The following is an 18,735-nucleotide window of genomic DNA, read 5'->3' as shown; positions in this document are numbered from 1 at the left end:
TTGAAAATTAAAAGACTAATTAGTGGTTAAAATTACTAATTATTAATAAAAAGGATGCATAAAGCATCCTTTTCGTTTTAAACGTCAGTTTTAATTAAAAACTGTAGGTAATGTTACCGTATAAAAAGCGGCCATCTAAACTGTATGGTGCATACGGTGTGTACGGAAATATTTGGCTAAAGGTAGAGTAACCAATATTATCGACCGTGGCTTGCGGGTATTGGTCAAATAAGTTGTTGGCACCGAGTGCAAATTTCCATTCATCATTAGGGCGATACGCAACTTCTAAATCGGTTATCCATTTAGCGTCTAGGTATTCATCACGATCGGCGGTAGTAGAAATATCGGCAACTTCACCATAACGTGTTGCACGCAAAGTTGTTTGCCATTCGTTAAAGTTCCACACTGCCGATAGGTTCCATTTGTTGTCTGGTGTGCCTTGCTCAAAACGACCCACTTCACGACGTGCAAATACAACATAGTCGTCACCTAATGAGTTTAATTGCTCAGGGTTATCGTCAACGTGTGTTACTTCGGTGTCGTTAAAGTTAGCCGCTGCGTTTAAGCGCACGTCGCCAAAGTTATCTAGCTGTAGTAGGTAAGTTGCAACAATGTCTACGCCTTGTGTGCGCGAGTCGATGGCGTTGGTAAAGTATCGTACGCTTTCGGTATTTAACTCACCAGCATCCGCTAAAATTTGTTGTACTGCGGCACCGCTTAAGTTTTCCGAGAGCACAATACGGTCATCAATATCAATACGGTAGGCATCAACCGTTAAGCTAAAGTTACCTTGGGTGTATACAAAGCCAGCTGTTAAATTAACTGAGTCTTCAGCGTCTAATTGTTTTGCGCCAAGGGCTTGTGCTGCTGGTGCATCTGTTGGGAATAAGCCCACTTCAAACGCTTGGTTGTTCTCAAGTACAGTAGAAATTTGACGGTACGAGCTCTGTGCAAGCGATGGCGCACGGAAACCTGTGCTAATTGCCCCACGTAGCGACAGGTTTTCGTTAACGCTGTAACGTGTTGCAAGCTTTGAGGTAAAAGTGTTACCAAAGTCGCTGTAATCTTCGTAGCGGCTTGCTAAAACCATGTTCCAATTTTCAGTTAGGTAGGTGTCAAACTCAACAAATAGTGCAACGTTATGGCGGCTTTCATCGGTTACGCTTTCTGGGCCAAAACCCGAAAGCACTTGTGCGCCACCGGCTGCAATTGGGTTGCCATTGCTATCAAGGGCAGTAATGTATGAGGCTTCTTCACCTTGTTCTATTTTATAGCTTTCGTGGCGGTATTCAGCACCTAGAGTAAAAAATACGTCGTCAGGTAACCCTAAATCAAGGGTTGTGCTGGCATCACCATTGACTATAAATTGGTCATAAACTAATGCGCCGTTATCAAATTCGGTGGGGCTGGTGGCGCCCAGAGACGTATTTAAGCTATTTACAACACCTAGTGCAAAATCGTTTCGACCGTAGTTGGTACTTACATCCCATGTCCAGTCACCCGTTTCACCTTCTAAGCCTAGGGCTAATGAGTAGTCTTCAACATCGGTTTCAATTTGCGGTAAAAAGCCATCTGGGTAAAGTGCTAATACGTTACGGCTGTCTTGTGAACGACGGTAAAAACCACCTGAGTTACCTTCTCGTTTTGAGTAGCTACCAAAAGAATACAGGTTTAGGCTGTTATCTAGCTCGTAACCCATATTGTAAAATAAAGCGTAATCTTCTAAGTCTGCTTTACCAAAACGATGGTTGTAACGATCAATAGTAAATTCGCGCGGATCTAGGCTGCCATCGTCAAGGCGGCTGTATTGTTCACGAGGGTCAAAGCCAGAGCGTTGTGTTGGGCTGTTATCGCGGTATTCAATCGATACGTTTACAAAACCGCTGTCTGATAATGCAAATCCAGAGTTAGCGCTAATAGTGCGTGTTGTGCCATCGCTAATTTCGCGGTCATCACCTAGGTTAAATGCAAGATCGCCGTTTGCATCTGCGTAGGTGCTTTCTAAGTTAGGTGCGCCTGCCATTTGTGTGTCGTATTCACCATAGGTTACGCTTACACTGCCGCCTTCAGAGGCGTCTTTTAAAACAATATTAATCACCCCGGCAATGGCATCTGAGCCGTATTGCGCTGCGGCACCATCGCGTAGTACTTCTACGCGCTTAATGGCTGATGTAGGGATCATGTTTAAATCTACCGCGGTAGAGCCTCTGCCTACAACACCTGCTAAGTTTAAAAGCGCACCAGAGTGACGACGTTTACCATTGATAAGTACTAAAGTATGATCGGGCGCTAAGCCGCGCAGTACAGCAGGTTTTGCGTGATCTGTTCCATCACCTAAAGTGGCGCTTGGAAAGTTAAAGCTGGGTACTTGGTTAGCAAGAACCTGGCTGATTTCAAGTTGACCTGTGCTTGCCATGTCGCTGCTAGTAATAATATCTACTGGCACTGAGCTTTCAGCAATACTTCGCAAACTACGGCGAGTCCCTGTTACTGAGATTACTTCTATATTCTCTTGTGCTTGGGTATCTTGTTCTGCCGCATTAGCTGTAACGAAAGAGCTGCTAAGTGCAGAGGTTACGACCAAGCTAAGTGCTAATTTATTGGCTGATAAACGCTTAAAAGTCATGAATGTTCCTTAAGAACGTCGTTGTTTTGGTGAGTTTGAAAAAGGAGAGAATCATATAGAAGCGCTCAACTACGTGCAAAGATAAAAACCATCTATGTTATTCACGTTTTTAATAAGTAAGGCCACTGTTTACGTACGTTATAGACGATTAGATCGTTACTGTTGTAATCTTGTAGCGAATGGTGACGAAATCAATAAAAGTAAAAGAGAGATTGCAAAAAAGTGATAGGCAGAAAAAAGCCAAGTTAAAAACTTGGCTTAAAAATATGTTTAAATGAGTGCCTAAATACTTACTCAGGCGCTACTTCAAGCGTTGTAAATAAAGCATAACGACCCGAATCTACGCCTTCTTCCTTCACATCAACTTCGGTTGCGGTTTCTATTAAATAAACACCAGGTGCGTTCCATGTTGTTGTAAAAAAGCCGTTTTTATCGGTGATTACTTTTACTTCGCCACGTTCGTTACGGTAGCGAGTATCGCCTCTTAAAATATTAACTTCAATGCCTTCGTCTGCTGGTTTTCCGTCTTGTAGTAATTGAAAACGTGCTTGCTCACCAACAAATAAGTCATTTGGGTGTGTAGGGCCACTTAGCTCTAAGCCTAAACCTAATAGGGCTGGCTTAGATGTACCGTTGCGGCTTACAAAGGTATCGACTGTTGAAATAACTTTAGTGGTGCGCACGCCTTGAGCGTTGTTAGGTAATTTAGCGTCTGTTTTTTTACCAAATACACGGTTACGCTTACCTTCTTCGTCTTTATAGAAGGTCATGTACATTGGCTTTTGTGTCATTGCAATGTGGTAGGTGCCTTGCTCAGTTAAGCTTATTGCTGCTGAACTTTTACGTTTTAAGTAATAAGCACGAATAGTGTCGCTAACAGGCTCGCCATTTGGCATAAGTGCCATTAGTAATGTGTCGTCCCATTGGGCGTCTTTTTCTTTTGGCTTAAAGGCTTTGTCGGGTGCAAACATTTCGTTAGAAATGCTGGCATCAATCATTACGTAATGCGCTTTATCGCCAGAAAGTGAGGTGTGTGATGGCAATAACCAACGGCCATGTGCGCTGGCTGAAGTAGATACCAGCGCTGATAAACTAAGTGCGCCAATTAATGCTGTTTTTAATAAATTAATTTTCATTTTTCTTTCCTTTAAATTCGTATTATAAATAGCTACTACTTAGCGTTTACGGTAACAAAACTGGTTGAAAACTCTTTTTTCCCATCGATGGTAATTTTACCTGGGTTTGTTAAATCGAGTTCAAGGCGTTGGTAATCACGGCCGCCTTCTTCACGAACTACTTCAATATTTAACAGGTATTTACCCGGCGCTACGGCATTGCCGTCTAAATCTTTACCTTGCCAGTCAATTGTATAAGTACCAGGTCGCTTAGTTGCACCACTTATGCCGTCAAAATTAATATCGGTTTTGCCTGCTTTACGCCACCATTGGCGTAAGTCTTTAAACCATTCTGCTTTTTGAACCCATAGTGCAAGCGTTGTTACGTGCTTGCGCTCTGGTGTTTCTAGCCATACGGCAACGTACGGTCGGTGGTAAGGTTGTACATCAAGCTCGGGTAGGGTGAGTTCAATTTCTAGCTGTGGCGCTTGTGCCTGAGCCGTTGTTTGAAATAACGCGGCAACTATTAATAATGCTGCGCTAACTACAGTACTTACTTTTAACATTAAGACACTCCTTTAATTTGAGGTACCCAGCACAAGTAAATAACCATAGGCGTGGCGATGCCTAAAACGGTTATCCATATACCTGCTAAGCGTTTTTTTCTGTTTTGAAATAAAATAATCATGCCGGTGATGGCAAAAATAATCATCAACACCGCTGAAATATCAATTACCCAGCTCCACACTGCACCGCTATGTCGGCCTTTATGCAAATCGCCTATTAGGCTTAAAAACCCACCTGTTTGGTACTCGAGGTTTAGCTCGCCAGTTGTAAAGTCAAGCTCAGCGTAAGCAAAACCCGCCGGAAGGGGGTAGTCGAGCATGACAAGTGCATCTTCTTTTTCCCACTCAATACTTTTCACTTTAGTAAGTGCATACTGCGTTGCTAAATAGGCTTCTATTTCTGGGTAAAGCGTAGGTAATGTGTTTAGCTGCGAGTTTGCCTTTGTTACAAGCTCAGCTGGAATAGTTGCGGTTACTTGCCCATTACTTTTATCGTTTTTAAGCCAGTCAACATGGTTAAGTACAATGCCACTAACGCAAAATAGAATGAGTAAAAAAAACAAAGCGGTAGAAATATAAATATGTAGGGCACGGCTTGTACTATACAAAGCTCGCTTATTAATAAACGGCATAAATAATTTAATGTAATGAAATTTGTCACATGATAATGATTTGCATTACTTATTACAAATTTACTTACGTAACTTTACATTATTACTTTAAATAACCTGAACCCTAGTTAAGAGACTTACTAAAATATTGAATTATAGTGGTACTTAAATTTGTTTTTTCTAGCCAGAGATTTTCAATGAAAATAAGGCAAATTTACGCGTCTATAGCTGGCCTATTGCAAGTATATTCAACGTAGTTAGCGCTGAAAATAGCGGCTAGAGACAGGTTTATTATACCGAGTTCAGGTCAAAGACGTTTTTTAACCTAGTTCGTGCGTTTAAACGAGGTTTAATGCTTAGGGGGTTGTGAGGGTCTTAAAATAAGGTAAATCATGACTGTAATTTCTATTGCTGCTACAAGGTATACAACCCAAATAGGCGCTGTAGAGTGCAGTAAAAATATAAATCCAATAAGCATACCGATAGCGGCATAGCACTTCGCTTTGGTTGGCACCACTTTGTGAGCCTGCCATTGTTGCAGGGTTATGCCATAACGAGGGTGGTTAAGTAACCAGTGTGCGAGCGCGGGGGACGATCGAGTAAAGCAGGTTAGCGCCAAAATAAAAAATATAGTGGTAGGCATGACTGGTAGCATAATTCCCACAATGCCTAGCGCCACTAAGGTTAAGCCTAGCATTTTTAACCCTACGTTTTTATAACAAATAAGTGACGATTTTATATTCATTGACGACGCTATAGTGAGTGGCGACTAATTTAAAGTGTAGGCCAATTTTACATGTATTATAAAACTAAAACGCTATTTCAATAAAAAAGGACATACCCAGTATGTCCTTTTTTGTAGACTTGGTTATTAAAAATAATAACCAATGTTTATATTAAAGCGTCTTTCTGTTTCGCTACTGTCCCCGGCAATCGATCCACCAACGAAAGGTTGGTTTTTGGCGTGAACTAAATCAAAGTAAGTAAACAAGCCCCCAGCCGCTACCGAAACACCGGTCACGTTCATCCACGTATCTGCGCTGTTGTCAGATTTATCGTAAATAACACCGTAATCGTTATAAAATTGTAGGTCTGTCACCGGACCCCATTCTACTGGCATGCTGTAAGCGATGTTTGCATTGGTCATGGTTGCTTCTGCGGCAATACTGTCGTAAAAAGAGTAAGCACCTACGGCCATACGATCAATATTATCTATGTCGTAGTTGTATTCACCATGTTGAAGTTGAAAGTTCCATGCATCAATATTGCTATTTAGGTGCATAGCCCATGCATAATAGTCGCCTGCGCGGTCATTACCATCATGCAACCCGCCAGATAACGCAGAAAAACCTAACTCGGTTGTGCCGCCCTCGTGTTCAAAGTGGTAACCGTAACGACCCGAGAACGTGTTGTATTCGCCTATTTGCGTTGCAGGCTCTGCGTAAATACCATCTTCGGCGGCTCTTACGCCAACTACATCGTATGAATAGCGATCGCTGCGGTTGTCAACGTAGCCATCTACGCCACCAAGCTCATCGTTTTTGAAAAAGCCAAGATCTAGTTGCCAGTTATCTGCAATTTTACGTTTAAACATAATGCCTAAATCGTGATCATCTTCTAAACCGATGTAATAGGTGGTGTTAAAAAACCAGTTATGTGAATTGTAAGGCCAGTTACCAAAAGGTACTTTGGTAATACCTGCTTGTACTTGCCAATCGTCTGCAAAGTCGTACGCTGCATAAGCATATTTTACTGCGGTCATGTAATCAAAAAAGCGAATTTCTGCGTTAAGAATAACGTCGCCTACATCACCAGAAAAATTAAGTCTAAAAACGTCAAAATCAAAGTCGCCGCCGCGATCTTCGTTATCGTCATCATACGATGCATAACTAAAGTTAGTACGAATAGCACCGCCTACCTTTATGCCGCTGCTTTTTTCTTTCGGTGCTTCTGCCACCACAACGTTTTGGTCAGCTTTTTTCTCGATAAGTGCAACTTGCTCTTGGTGTTGTTCGTTGATTTTTTGCTGTTTAGATTTTTCTTCAACTAGTTTTTGTTCAAGCAGCTTCATTTGCTGCTGTAGTTGTTTTAATTGACTTTGAAGCGTATCGATATCAGTGGCGTAAGAAGTACTCGAAACACTACCTAAAATAAATGCGAGCGATAATTTTGAGAGTTTGGTCATATTAGCTGCTTCTTTTTGTTTGGTTAAAAATTAAAACCCAAGATATTAATAACACCTTGGGTTAAGAGCTTAGTACAAAACCTTTATATTTTTATTGTTCGTTTTTTATTCTTTAGGCGCTTGTGTTAGTGCACCCACTTCAAGTAGTGGTGAGGCGTCTAATTTGTCTGCATCCATCATGGCTGCAATGCGCTGCATAGAGGAAAGTAATAAAGACTGCTCCCATTCGGCCAAACCAGAAAACTTTTCTATAAAGTGTTCTTGTAATGGTTGAGGGGCTTTAAGTAGTAATTCTTTCCCTTTTTCAGTGAGGTGTAAGCTCACTCGACGTTTATCCATTTGGCTTCGAACGCGCGTAACCAGCTCTCTGCTTTCAATTCTGTCGAGAATATTAGTTACGGTTGCTGGACTTAAATTTACATTTTGCGCAATGCGGCTAGCAGTGATGCCATCAGTTTGAGACACTTCGTGCATTATAAGCAACTGTGGGCCAGTTAAACCGGCTGTTTTATTAAGTTGCTTAGAATGTAAATCAATCGCTCGGATCACTTTACGTAAAGATACCAGTAACTCGTCATATTTTTGCATGTGTTTATCTCGTCGAAAAGCAATGCTTTGCCATAATCGCGAAATGTTACACATCAAATAAATTGAATTCAAATTAAAAATTTAATTTTTTACTGCAGTTACTCGTCTTTATTAATTAGAGTAGAAACTAATTTACCTTAAAGCAAGTGCACTTTAATTAAGTGTTTTTAATAGGTGGGGCGTTTAATTAAGCGTTTTAGCGCTGTTTTAAGTAATAGGTACACCGCTAAAATTGTCTTTTTTTAAAGTGTATTTTATGTGTTTGGTATGCAATTAATCAAAGTGTAGATTAAGTAAGCTTATGATATACAACTATCAATATGCTCACAATGATTACCTTAGTGAGCAAAAATTTATTTGATTGGTTTATACTTTACGTTATATGTAAGAGTATTGAACGTTGTGATTATTAACATTAAAGGGAAAGGCATGAAGTTATCGCCATCAGTGAGTATTGAACACACCGAAACAGGTCTTGAGTTTATTAACGTTGAAAGTGATTTATGCAATGCAAAAATATTTTTGCAAGGTGGCCAAATTACGCAATTTACACCGAAGGGTAAGCAACCTCTTATTTGGGTGTCGGGTAATGAAACGTTCTCAGAAGGCACGAGTATTCGCGGTGGTATTCCTATTTGTTGGCCATGGTTTGGCGCGCATGTAAATACTGGCTGGCCCGCACATGGTTTTGCTCGCACTAGTGTATGGCGAGCCGACGAGGTGCATGAATCTGACGAGTGTATTACGGTTAGTTTAAAGCTCCCTGTGAAGCTTATTAACTCTGAATATTGGCCGCACGAGTCGGCATTAAAAGTGGAATTTGTTTTAAGTGATTCTCTTGAAGTAAAATTAACCACAACAAATTTAGGCAGCAAGGCGTTTAGCTATACACAAGCGCTGCACACATATTTCCCAACATCAGATATTACTAATACACACGTTGAAGGCTTGCAAGGCGCGCAATATATTGAATTTGCTGAAGGGCCTTTTACGCAACAAGCGGTTGTTGGCTTTGAACGCGAAACCGATATGGTTTACACCCAAGCTGCACCTGTGCAATACATTAATACACCCGAAGGTGTTATCAAGGTTGGGCGAGCAAACTCTAGTTCGTGTGTGCTTTGGAATCCGTGGATTGAAAAATCAAAGCGCTTGTCTAATTTTGCTGACGATGAATACAAAACCATGTTATGCCTAGAAGCCGCTAATGTATTAGATGATGCGGTTACCCTTGAACCACAGCAAAGCCATACGTTGGTAACATCTATAGAATGGGCATAATAAGGTATGCTTGATTAGGATTCTTAAATTTTAAAATAATAAAAAACAATATAGGAAATAGTGTGTTTAATAATCAGCAAATAACGGATTTACCACAACACAAAAGCATTGAGTTTAAAGCGCTTGCCGATAAAGCACTGCTCCATGCTCAGCTTAACTGGTTAGTATTTTATATTCCTTTTAGCGCAATATTAGCCGCTATTTGTTACTTCAACGAAAACTTCGCCAATAATATGCAAACGTATTTATTAATTGGTATGCCTATTTTAATACTCATCTCTATGCTTTACAGCGTTGCGAGTATTAAATTGCAGGGTGTGGCTATGCGCCAGCACGACATTGCGTTTAAAAAAGGAATTATTTGGCAGCGGGTTACTATTTTACCGTTAGCACGCGTGCAGCACATTGAAATACACCGTGGCCCCATTGAGCGAAAGCTGGGTTTAGCTAGTTTAAAACTGTATAGCGCCGGTGGCATGAGTGCCGATTTGCAAGTAAGTGGGCTTACGCACACTGATTGTAAAAATATGCGCCAGTTTGTTCAAGATTACCGCCAAGAACACACGTCTACACAGGCTGTACCAGCCGATGAGTGATTTAACACCTCACCCCACACAAACGGATGCTGCTCACGCGCAACTGTGGCAAAAAGTATCGCCTTGGGCGCTTGTGTATTTTGTTGTCCATTTTGGTGTGCGTTTTGTGCGCGACGGCATATTTAACTTATTACCGCTTGGTTTTGTATTTGTTACACAAGTAGAAAATAAACTTTTTTGGGGGCAAATTGCAGCAGCATTGGCTGTAAGTGCGTTGCTTTTATACTCTATTTTATATTACAGAAACTTTAGGTTTTGTATTTCAAGCGATAACGAAATACTGCTTAATAAAGGCGTTTTTAAAAAAGAACGTTTAACGCTTAAATTTGAGCGAGTTCAAAATGTAAATATTGCTGAGCCTTTTTACTTTAAACCAGTAACGCTGGTTAATTGTATTTTTGATGCGGCAGGTAGTGCGGCTCAAGAAGCTGTATTGCCTGGAGTAACCCAAAGTTATGCAGAGCAAATGCGAAAGCAAATATTTGCTTACAAGGCCCAACAGCAGCTTGAGCCAGATACGGAAGTAGAAACCGACGAGACTGCAGAGCAAAGTAGTTTGTTTATTTCTAACAAAGAAATAGCCAAGTTTGGTTTAATGTCGAACATGGCTATTTTAGCGCTAGCAGCCATTGCACCGCTTATAAATGTGGTGGCCGATGTGCTTGAAAAGCAGCTAATCACAAAAGTAGAAGGCTTTTATGAGCAAGAACTTGGCCTTGTAGCCAGTGCGGCGTTATTTGCCATATTCACATTATTTGTATTTGTGGTACTTATTGCTGTTTTGCTGTCGGTAGGGATGTCGCTGATCCGCTTTTATAATTATCAGCTTTATTTTAAAGGTAAAAAGTTTAAACGCATTGCCGGTTTATTAGAGCGCCATCAGTTATCTATGAGCTTAGATAAAGTGCAGTCGATTGTCATAAAACAAAATATTATTGCCCGATTACTCAAGCGCTTTACCGTTGAATTTTTACAAGCGAGTAGCGGTGGTGCAATGGCGGGCATGGCCGCTAAAAAAAATAAACAAACCTTAGTACTACCTGTATTAAATAACGAGCAAGTTAACAGTGTATGCCAGTGGATTTACCCGTGGTTTAACAATAGCGCTCTGGCATTTAAGCAGGCAGAGCGCGCTCTTTGGTATAAAAACTTAGTTTTGTATGCATTGTTACCTAGCTTACTTGTGGCTGTTTTTTGTTATTTTAATGAGCTAAATTACTTTATTAGCTTGGGTGTACTTGGTGTATTTGCGGGCTTGGTTACTCTGTCGTATCAGCGTTATGGCTACTATTTACATGAAGATAATGGCCGATTTTATATGGTTGTACGCAAGGGCATGATTGGCGTACATTACCGCGTGTTTGAACTTTATAAAGTACAAAGTGCTAGCAGCGAAAGTACCTATTTAATGCGAAGATCAGGACTGAAAAGCCTGTATATACAACTTGCTCACGGCTTTGCGTTTATGCCATACATAAAAGAGCAAGATGCTGATTTTGTGATTGATTTTACGCTTAAGCAGGCTGAATCAGATACTCGTAGTTGGATGTAACTTCTGCAAACTATAAAGTATGTGCAAAAACACATTTGCACATGCTTTATTACACTTTTTTACTGCAAACCCAGTTAGTTTAATAATACTCTAAGCATTATTAAAGATACTACTTAAGGGATTATTGTGAAAAAGTCACTCATTGCCTCTGCTTTGTTGCTTACTACCCCCGCATTCGCTGCCGACTGGCAAACCATTCATACCGAACATTTTAATGTGCACTACAGCATTGAGCATATTGATTTTGCTAAATCGACCGCTGTTGAACTTGAAATAATACGCACCAAAGTGCTTGAGCAGCAAAATCGTGCACTCGATAAAGTAGTCGACGTTGTCGTGTTTGACCCCTTAAATGCAGCGAACGGATTCGCCTTGCCTACATCGAACAACCCTGTGATGGCACTTTTTACTACGCCACCGCAGTCTGACACGGTGATTTCGAATAGCCCCGGCTGGCAGCAATTACTGGTGTTGCATGAATATATTCATTTAGTGCATTTAGCGCAGCCTACACGTAACCACTGGCAACAAAAAGTGCGCGGTTTATGGGATATTTACGACTTAACCTACAGTGATACACCGCGTTGGGTTGCTGAAGGATACGCAACATTAATTGAATCTAAAATGACCGGACGAGGGCGATTATTTGATAATTACTCTGAGTCGATATTGCGTGAATTTGCCCAGCAAGGTGCGTTACCAACCTATGGCCAATTGAGTAGTGATAGTGGTTTTATGGGGGGCTCAATGGCTTATTTGATGGGCAGCCGGTTTTTATATTGGTTAGAGCAAACATTTTCAGAGCAAATTCTTGATAGTGTATGGACTCGAATGCAGGCGGTTAAGTTACGTGACTTTGATGAAGCGTTTGAAGGTGTGTTTGGCCAAAGCGCAGCCAAGTTGTATCGTCGTTTTATTGCTGAATATACGTATAAGGCCATGCAGCAAGAGCAAGAGGATCAACCACTTAATAGTGAGTTATGGCTTGAGCTTGATTTATACGCTAGTAATCCAGCACTTTCTCATGATGGCAGTAAGCTTGCGATAGTTGAGCGTAATGAAAAGCGTGATACTAAGCTGGTTATTTATAGCACCGAAGATAACACCAAAGCGATGAATAGCTTTGAAAAAGCGCAAAAAACGCTAATTGAACAAGATCCGCTCGATATACCTGATACGCCGCCGAGTGTATTTAAGCGTGAACAAAAACAAATACTTAATCAAATAAACCGGGCTGGTATAGCTAACCCTCAATGGATAAATAGCACGACACTGTATTTTAATGCCTATAGCACTGAAGAGTCGGGCATTTATAATCGGGTGTCTGATATATTTAGCTATAACATTGAAACCGGCAACGTAGAAAAGCTAACCGAGCTTGCAGGTATCAGGCGCTTTAGTGCAACAAGCAACGGTAAAGTTATGTATGCAGAGCAAATACGTGATGGGTATTCTGAATTAGTAAAAGTAGATATAGACACCGGTGCCATAACGCCTTTATTTAAAAAAAGTTTAAATACCGCATACGATTACCCCACGCTTAGTCCTAATAATAAAAAATTAGTTTATTTATCAGCTTCTTTAAACGAAAACTGGCAAATGTATATACAAGATGTTGACAGGGGGATTAGCCAGTCGGTGCCTATGCCAAACGGATATCAATATTTAACCCAACCTAGTTTTAGCATTAATGGCGAATCAATTTACTTTGTTGCGGGGTTAAATAATACGACTGATATTTATAACTATCATATAGCCAGCAATACCCTTAAGCGATTAACACAAGGGCAAGAAGCGGTTGCTCACCCCATAGAAATGCAAGATGAGACACTGCTTTATTTGTCGATTCATGCCGACGGCCCTGATATAAAAAGCCTAGCAAATACTAGTATTAGCACCAAGGTGACCGATTTAGCTATTAATAGCAAAGCCCCGCTATTAATGGTTAACGAGCATACGTTGCCAGAGGCTAAAGTATACACCCAAGACGTTGGCGAACAGCGCGATTATGCAGTACTTGATCAGCACGCAACCTTTGCGTTGGGTTCTCAGTATTATTCTGCATCGACCAGCTTATTAAGTCTGGGTATTAAAAGCAGTGACTTATTAAAGCAGCTAGACCTGCAAGCGGGTTATAGTATTGATTTAAACGATAGCGCATTACATGGCGGGTTTGTAAATGCTAAATATAATGCGCTTGATGTTAAGTTTAAACTCGCTTTGTATGACTACAACTTAGATACTTCTCGTCAATATCAAGCTGTAAGCCCCAGCAATTTAAATACAAAAAGAGATGCGCGTGGTGGGTTTGTAGCAATGAGCTATCCACTTAAGTTTGGACAATTAAGTCTAACGCCCGAGCTGGCTTATAACTATACCGATTATAAACAAAGCCATACCCGTTGGGCGCGTTTAGGTTTTGCTCAAAGTTGGCAATATGACCGCCAAACGTTTGCTATAGGGCAACGTGTTAATGCCCGTTGGTACGAAGGAAGAGGTGAAAACAATTGGCAGGGTTATGACCTAGATGCCAGTGTATTTGGTAAGGTATTTAACGCTCCTTTGTACATCAACTTTACACAAAGGCAGCGAGACGATGCACGCCTTGCGTTAGGCGGGTTTAGTTCAAACCTTATTAATCAAAACTACAGTAGTGAATTTGTGCTGGCAGCTGACCTGCCTTTTTACAGTGCAACTGCCGATCGTTACCAAGGGTATGGCGGTGGAGTTACTTATAAAGAGGGTATGCCATGGCTTTATTACACTCAACATCAATTAGATGACAGCGTTTATGCACAAAGTTACGGTTTAAAATACCAAGGTGATTTTAGCTTTGGCATGGGACCTGCGGGTGTTAACGATTTAACATTTAATGTGGGTGTGTCGCGGGTTGAGGGCAGTAGCTTTGACGATGAAATGCGTGCATGGCTAAGCTTCTATTATTCGCTTTAACTAGGATGAATGAGTTTACTTGAACTGTGGATTGTAAACCGATTGACCACAGTTCAATTCACCCTAATCTTTATATTGCAGCGACAACAACTTGGCTTGATATACGTCTAACTTTTTATCGTCTCGTTCGTATTCAATTGCTTTTTTGAGAAGTCGCTTTGAACGCTCAGTTTTACCTTGATGGTAGCGAACTTTAGCAAGTTCTAGGTATAGCTCAGAAATATAGGGGGCTTTAAATAAAGCGAGCTCTAAGTGGTCTTTTGCTCGATTAATATAACCGGTTTGTAATTCGTTTTTTGCTAGAGCAAGTAGTTCATAAGGGTCTCTTTCTTTGTAATTTAATTGGCTGCTTAGTTGCTCTGCAAGTACAGTTTTACCAAGTTGTTTAGCTAATAATTGATAGTTATTAACTAAATTGACGCTCGATAAATTATTGTTTATTGCTGTTTCGTAAATTACTTCTGCGTTTTTTAAATCTCCCACACGGCGATGTAACATACCCGCCATGTTAAAAAGCTCAGGATCATTCGGGGTAAATTTATTGGCTTGTAAAATAAAAGAATAAGCAGCGTTAAGATTTTCTTCAGCAAATGCTTTAGCTGCTAAGTTGCCATAAAATTTAGCCACTAAGTCGTTGTAGCTGGCGCTGCCAGAATAAAAACTACCGCGTGTAGGAAAATAATCGATAAGCGTACCTGGGCGAAAAACTTGAATAACGTTATCTTTTTTCTCAACTTTTGGTGCATATACCATGGTTCTAAAATGATTAGCTACATAGACCATTCCACTTTCTTTTGCGTACACAGGTTCACTAGTAACTTCTTGAAAGCTGGTTTCTAGCCCCAGCGCATTTGCATAACTTTGTGTAAGAACCGCTAAACTAATACAGTTGCCGTGTGCGCGAGTCAGAGTTTGCGAAGAAGTTAATGTGTCACCATGATAACTAAAATCGCTAAGTTGGTTTTCTAAATAGTTGTAAATAATACGATCGGTTCTAACACCGTTTAGTTGCTGCTGGTCGGCATAAGCTAAAAAGCGTTTTTTTTCGGCGTTTGGCAATTCAAAAATATTCACCTCGGTCGGAGTGTCTATTTGTTTAAAGCGGGTGTGATTAATAAGGGCAGTAAGCTGGGGTTGCTCAACTGTAGGCGTTGTTGGCGTGCTTTTACATGCACTTAAAAATACCAAAAATAACGTAACTAATACTATAGATTTCATAAGCCACCTCAATGTGATTTTTCACATTACATTGAGGTGACTTTTTAATCAAGCGGTTATTGTTCGTTGTTTATTATGACGATTTATTTGCGATTGTTTTTTACGTTTGCGGCGTGTGAACCATAAATAAAAGCCAGTAGCGCTTAGCCATAGTGGACTTAGCCCTATAAAACTCCACAGTATTTTACTTATTAGGCCACCAAAATATCCAAAGTGAAGCTTACGAAAACTGTCTAATACTTTCCAGCCAAGACCTACTTGGCGTATATCCCAATTGGCAATATGCTCACCAGTGATTTTGTTATACGAAACGGTATTAGCGTATTCACTTGCCAGTGGGTTATTAGAATTTACTTCACCAAATACAGTAATGTTGTCATCAGGCTCTAATGGCATAACCAAGTAAGTGCTGTTGAACGTGGCTATTTGTTGCTTGCTGTCATCTAAAATATCTTGGAAGGAAACATTTTTGCTATACAGGTTTTTGGTTAGGGCATAATGTTCTTCTTCAGCGTGTTCAAGTACTTCGTGATACCAAACGGCACCATTAAAATAACCACCGGTTATAGCTAAAACAATTAAAATAGGTGAACCAATAACACCAGTCATTTTATGAATATCACTTAATACGATTTGTAATGTTGCGCGCCAACGCACGGTAAATAGGCGTTGCCAAAACTTTCGGTAAATAATAAGGCCGGTTATTCCGAGCACCAATAAAAATAAAGCAAAAAAGAACCCCAAAACGGTGCCTGTTTGGCCTGGTAAGCTTTTTAAATCATTGAGTAAAAAGGTGTAATGGAGTTCTAAAAACCAATCTGTAAAATAATGGCTCGTTCCCACTGGGGCTGACAAAACATCACCAGTATATTGATTTAAATGAAATTTATACCAAACTTGCGACTCGCGCTCGATTAAGTAAACCCGATCAGCTGTATCGTCGTTAAAAATTTCCCAGCTACCAATGACATACTCAGGGTAAGCGTTCTGCGTGATAGAAATTAGCTTATCCATATCTAAACGTTCAGGTTGAGTGCTAATCACAAAATGACTTTCGGGCATAAGTAAGCCATCTATCTCGCTTTTAAATACAAGCACACTGCCAGTAATACTTATTACAATTAATGGAATAATTGCAATTAGAGCAATCCAGCTATGAATTTTAAAAAGTGTTTTTCTCACGGGTTGTCGTTATTTAAATTATTTATATACAAATGATATCAATTGTTATTTGCATTTAATAGTGGCAGTACAAGAATTCGGAAAACTGATAAACTGTGCACATTACATAACATATTTTGTAAATATAAGTTTCCAGTTACTAAAAAGGGTTTTTGCTGTTTAGTTGAGTTAAATTAACTTCACTCTACAATGCCGCGCTCACAGTAAAAGCCTTTTAAAACAGATGTTTAATAAATGTTTTTATTAAGTAATTAAAGTAATCGTTATGTAACAGCGAGGTTGTTTTGGCGCACTATTTGCCTATTTTGTCTTCATTTATTTTACTTTTTAGCTTTTTACCATTGCTAAATAAAATTAGAAAAAACAGAAGTGTTTCTGGTTTATCTTTGCTGATGATGACATTTGGAGTCGCACAAAGTCTCTATTTCATAACGTATAACATTTATTTTGAGCGATACTTTATTGCTTTACCTTTTTTTGTAACAGGCGTATTAAGCGGCTTGATCTTGTACTTTTTTGCCCGTTACAACGCCGCAAAGCAAGAGCGTCTTCAGTTGTTGCTCATGCTTGGTTTTTCGCTTATGCCGTTTTCGCTGTTATTAAGCCCAAACTTTGATACCGCATGGGTGCTTAATTCACTTACTTACGTAGGGCTGGTGATGAGCTCAGTGCGCGTAATGCCACAAACCTATAAAACGTTGCGCACAGGTGATGTAAGTAACTTAAGTGCTCGTTATTTTAGTTTGCAATTTATAGCGGGCATTTGCGGCTTAGTTGTTGAGTTAACAAATACCACACCAAGTACTTCACACTTACTTATGTTTATCATGTTGTTGCTGACTAATGCCGTGCAATTTGGTTGTATGCAATATTATAAAATGCGACCGATAATGGCTTAATGTTTTCATTTATATTTAGGTAAATATATGGCATGTTACTTTATCGTTATTCAAAGGATAGAGTATGAATTGGGAGCAATTTGGCTATTTATGCCGAATAAATAGTTCAGCACAGTTAAGCAAAAGCGATAAGCTAAGACTAAGTGAAAAGGCGAGTCTGAATATATATCAAGGCGATAACGACGATAGTGAACTTGCAAAAATGCTAGTTGCGGGTGTTGTGTCGCAAGACGAAGTAGCCGCACAAAAAAGTGCAACTTATTACCAGTGTTTACCCAAATTAATCAACGATTTTAAATTTGAGCATAAAGGCTGGCTTGTTTATTTGACGTTTGTTTTTGCGTTTTTTTGTTTATCTTCTCTTCTTTACCAACTTTTTGTTGTCCCTGCATTTGTAGACATGTACAGCATGAATCAACAACATGATCACAATATCTTTGATAGCTATTTTCGCTATTGGTATGTTCCGATCATATCATTATTTTTGCTGCTTAGTTTTATACTCAGCGTAATTTTAAAGCTCAAAAACGCCAGTATATTGAGTGAGTTAAAGCCGTTTTCAGGCTTGTTTAAAGTGTTTTTCCCACGAAAACTAGTCAAAAACTACGAAACACTAATTGCTATTTTATTCTTTCCATTAAGCTCAGTAAATTCAGGTGTTACAACCACAGAAACAAAGCATTTATATGAGTGTGAAGCGCTGGGGTTAAATGCTCAAAATGAGTTTGAAGTACTGTTACAGCAGCAGTTAAAACAGTTTAATCAGCGCGCAAAATACTTTATTAATAAACTTATAATCGTTTATGGTGCAGTGATTGTTGTCTCTATTTATTTGTTTATTTCAGCGGCCTATAAACCACTATTTATGTATGGAGAAGTATTATGAAAGCAAAAGGATTTACGCTCATAGAGTTAATGGTGGTTGTATCAATTATTGGTATTTTGGCTGCTGTAGCATTGCCTCAATACAGTAAATACATGCAAAAGGCAGAGCTTGTTGATCCCCTTGCTATGGCGGCTGCAATAAGAGAAGACGTAACTGTGTTTTACCTCGAGAATAAACGTTTTCCTAATAATAATGAAGAAGCGGGTGTGCCTGCTAGTCAATACTTAATAGGGAATAGGGTAACGGGAATTACTATTAAAAACGGTGCTATACATATTACTTTAGGTAACAAAGCATCTCGGCCTTTACAAAATACAACATTGACGTTTAGACCAGCTGTTGTTGAAGGTAGCCCTTTGAGCCCAATTTCTTGGTTGTGCGGCTTTGATCAGCCAGTCACAGGTATGAAAGCGATTGGTGAAAATAAAACCTCAGTGCCAAAAGATTTACTACCTTCGGCGTGTATTTAAAATACAAG

The 18,735-nt window shown here is 39.8% G+C and carries 16 protein-coding genes; 7 read left to right on the top strand and 9 right to left on the bottom strand.

Annotated features, from left to right (window positions below; genetic code table 11):
* Positions 1-94 precede the first annotated feature (94 nt).
* From CWB62_RS14645 to CWB62_RS14615, 7 genes are all read right to left on the bottom strand, one after another.
* Positions 95-2,626: a TonB-dependent receptor plug domain-containing protein gene (locus tag CWB62_RS14645; protein WP_138528146.1), complete on the bottom strand. Its 2,532-nt coding sequence runs from the start codon at positions 2,624-2,626 to the stop codon at positions 95-97.
* Between the two features lie 290 nt (positions 2,627-2,916).
* A complete protein-coding gene (locus CWB62_RS14640; protein WP_138528144.1) occupies positions 2,917-3,762 on the bottom strand; it encodes a DUF4198 domain-containing protein in 846 nt (281 codons plus the stop codon).
* A 35-nt stretch (positions 3,763-3,797) separates the two neighbouring features.
* Positions 3,798-4,307, bottom strand: coding sequence for a DUF2271 domain-containing protein (locus CWB62_RS14635; RefSeq protein WP_138528142.1), 510 nt, complete (start codon positions 4,305-4,307; stop codon positions 3,798-3,800).
* Positions 4,307-4,939, bottom strand: coding sequence for a PepSY-associated TM helix domain-containing protein (locus tag CWB62_RS14630; RefSeq protein ID WP_058403679.1), 633 nt, complete (start codon positions 4,937-4,939; stop codon positions 4,307-4,309). The genes CWB62_RS14635 and CWB62_RS14630 overlap by 1 nt, the downstream gene beginning before the upstream one ends.
* A gap of 328 nt (positions 4,940-5,267) precedes the next feature.
* On the bottom strand, positions 5,268-5,663 hold the full coding sequence (locus tag CWB62_RS14625) for a YbaN family protein (protein WP_138528140.1): 396 nt from the start codon (positions 5,661-5,663) through the stop codon (positions 5,268-5,270).
* Positions 5,664-5,789: 126 nt separating this feature from the next.
* Positions 5,790-7,103, bottom strand: a complete 1,314-nt coding sequence (locus CWB62_RS14620) for a porin (protein ID WP_058403681.1) — start codon at positions 7,101-7,103, stop codon at positions 5,790-5,792.
* A 105-nt stretch (positions 7,104-7,208) separates the two neighbouring features.
* Complete coding sequence (locus CWB62_RS14615) at positions 7,209-7,691, bottom strand: MarR family winged helix-turn-helix transcriptional regulator (RefSeq protein ID WP_006792516.1); 483 nt, start codon at positions 7,689-7,691, stop codon at positions 7,209-7,211.
* Positions 7,692-8,120: 429 nt separating this feature from the next.
* Between CWB62_RS14615 and CWB62_RS14610 the strand changes: the two genes are divergently transcribed.
* The 4 genes from CWB62_RS14610 to CWB62_RS14595 all read left to right on the top strand — a co-directional run bounded on the left by CWB62_RS14610 (position 8,121) and on the right by CWB62_RS14595 (position 14,072).
* On the top strand, positions 8,121-8,972 hold the full coding sequence (locus CWB62_RS14610) for a D-hexose-6-phosphate mutarotase (RefSeq protein ID WP_138528138.1): 852 nt from the start codon (positions 8,121-8,123) through the stop codon (positions 8,970-8,972).
* Between the two features lie 62 nt (positions 8,973-9,034).
* Positions 9,035-9,568: a PH domain-containing protein gene (locus tag CWB62_RS14605; RefSeq protein ID WP_058551203.1), complete on the top strand. Its 534-nt coding sequence runs from the start codon at positions 9,035-9,037 to the stop codon at positions 9,566-9,568.
* A complete protein-coding gene (locus CWB62_RS14600) occupies positions 9,561-11,120 on the top strand; it encodes a PH domain-containing protein (RefSeq protein WP_138528136.1) in 1,560 nt (519 codons plus the stop codon). The genes CWB62_RS14605 and CWB62_RS14600 overlap by 8 nt, the downstream gene beginning before the upstream one ends.
* Before the next feature lie 126 nt (positions 11,121-11,246).
* Entirely contained in the window at positions 11,247-14,072 is a 2,826-nt protein-coding gene (locus CWB62_RS14595) for a TolB family protein (RefSeq protein WP_138528134.1), read from the top strand.
* Positions 14,073-14,135: 63 nt separating this feature from the next.
* Here the strand turns inward: CWB62_RS14595 and CWB62_RS14590 are convergent, their stop codons facing one another.
* Together CWB62_RS14590 and CWB62_RS14585 are read right to left on the bottom strand one after the other, a co-directional pair.
* Positions 14,136-15,290, bottom strand: coding sequence for a tetratricopeptide repeat protein (locus tag CWB62_RS14590; RefSeq protein WP_138528132.1), 1,155 nt, complete (start codon positions 15,288-15,290; stop codon positions 14,136-14,138).
* Positions 15,291-15,338: 48 nt separating this feature from the next.
* Positions 15,339-16,472, bottom strand: a complete 1,134-nt coding sequence (locus CWB62_RS14585; RefSeq protein ID WP_058403687.1) for a PepSY-associated TM helix domain-containing protein — start codon at positions 16,470-16,472, stop codon at positions 15,339-15,341.
* Between the two features lie 284 nt (positions 16,473-16,756).
* Between CWB62_RS14585 and CWB62_RS14580 the strand changes: the two genes are divergently transcribed.
* The 3 genes from CWB62_RS14580 (at position 16,757) to CWB62_RS14570 (ending at position 18,727) form a co-directional block, all read left to right on the top strand.
* A complete protein-coding gene (locus CWB62_RS14580; RefSeq protein WP_058403688.1) occupies positions 16,757-17,371 on the top strand; it encodes a SemiSWEET family transporter in 615 nt (204 codons plus the stop codon).
* 64 nt (positions 17,372-17,435) lie between these two features.
* On the top strand, positions 17,436-18,257 hold the full coding sequence (locus CWB62_RS14575; protein WP_058403689.1) for a hypothetical protein: 822 nt from the start codon (positions 17,436-17,438) through the stop codon (positions 18,255-18,257).
* The gene (locus CWB62_RS14570; RefSeq protein WP_058403690.1) at positions 18,254-18,727 is read left to right on the top strand and encodes a pilin; all 474 of its coding nucleotides are present in this window, start codon (positions 18,254-18,256) and stop codon (positions 18,725-18,727) included. The genes CWB62_RS14575 and CWB62_RS14570 overlap by 4 nt, the downstream gene beginning before the upstream one ends.
* Positions 18,728-18,735: the final 8 nt, after the last annotated feature.

The sequence above is a fragment of the Pseudoalteromonas sp. S408 genome, from assembly GCF_005886645.1.
Lineage (GTDB): Bacteria > Pseudomonadota > Gammaproteobacteria > Enterobacterales > Alteromonadaceae > Pseudoalteromonas.
Note: the sequence above shows the minus strand (reverse complement) of the source record. Positions and strands in the feature narration are given on the sequence as shown.